At 66.6% G+C, this 1294-nt stretch carries 1 protein-coding gene and 1 pseudogene; one reads left to right on the top strand and one right to left on the bottom strand.

Annotation, left to right across the window (positions count from 1 at the left end):
* Positions 1–87 (bottom strand): annotated as a pseudogene (locus tag EOA33_RS41185) (EamA/RhaT family transporter); the annotation flags it as partial.
* A 106-nt stretch (positions 88–193) separates the two neighbouring features.
* Between EOA33_RS41185 and EOA33_RS36080 the strand changes: the two are divergent.
* Positions 194–1294 (top strand): PLP-dependent aminotransferase family protein (locus EOA33_RS36080; RefSeq protein WP_145989525.1); only part of this gene is annotated, 1101 nt, incomplete at its 3' end.

The following is a 1294-nucleotide window of genomic DNA, read 5'->3' as shown; positions in this document are numbered from 1 at the left end:
AACCGCCACGCGCGTCGCCGGCAGCGAGCCACTGAAAATCAACACGCCGATGAATCCGTTCACCCAGCCACTCGCGGTCTTGTCCATTGCAGGCCTCATCTCTTTCGCCCTCTATCGGGCAGAGCCCTATGGTGCGGCCAGAGACAATGCGGTACAGTTTTGCAAAACTGTAATGGCCGATTGGGCAATACAGATGACCGAACTCGCTCTGGAACCCGACGCTGCGCGCACTTTTGCCGCAACCACGCTTGTCGAAACTGTCATGGCGACCATCCGTCAGCGGATCGCTGCCCGCAGCCTGACGCCTGGGGCGCGGCTGCCGTCGATCCGCGCCTTCGCCAAATCCATGCGAGTTTCGAAATCCACCGTCGTCGAGGCCTATGAGAGGCTCGCCGCCGAAGGCACGATCCGCTCGCGCCCGGGGTCGGGCTTCTACGCCGCCGGCCAGCTGGCGCCCTTGTCGCTGGCCGAGATCGGCCCCCGGCTTGACCGCGAGGTCGATCCGCTCTGGGTCTCGCGCCAGTCGCTGGAAGCCGGCGACGAGGTGCTAAAACCCGGCTGCGGCTGGCTGCCAGCCGCATGGATGCCGCAGGCCGCCTTGCGGCGGGCGCTGCGCACGGCGGCTCGCGCCGACGATGTCGCGCTTGCCGATTACGGTACGCCGCTCGGCCTGGCGCCGTTGCGGCACTTGCTGGTGCGGCGCATGGCCGGGCATGGCATCGAAGCCTCGCCCGAACAGATCATGCTGACGGAATCGGGCACCCAGGCCATCGATCTCCTGTGCCGCTTTCTGATCGAACCCGGCGACACCGTGCTGGTCGACGACCCCTGTTATTTCAACTTCCACGCCTTGCTGCGCGCCCATCGCGCCAAGGTCGTCAGCGTTCCCTACACACCGTCGGGCCCGGACATCGACCTGTTCGCCGAGGTGCTGGCCGAGCACCGGCCGCGCCTCTACATCACCAATTCCGGCATCCACAATCCGACAGGCGCGATCCTGTCGCCGGTCACCGCCCACCGGCTGCTCAAGCTCGCCGACCAGGCCGACCTCACCATCGTCGAGGACGATATCTTCGCCGATTTCGAGCATAGCCCGGCCCCGCGCCTGGCGGCGTTCGATGGCCTCAACCGCGTCGTCCAGATCGGCAGCGTCTCCAAGACGCTGTCGGCCTCGGTGCGCTGCGGCTTCATCGCCGCGCCCCGCGACTGGATCGAGCAGCTCACCGATCTCAAGATCGCCACGACCTTCGGCGGCGGCAGGCTGGCGGCCGAACTGGTGCTGACCCTGCTGAAG

This window comes from Mesorhizobium sp. M4A.F.Ca.ET.050.02.1.1 (genome assembly GCF_003997725.1).
Classification (GTDB): Bacteria; Pseudomonadota; Alphaproteobacteria; order Rhizobiales; family Rhizobiaceae; genus Mesorhizobium.
This window is presented reverse-complemented; position numbering and strand designations above follow the sequence as displayed.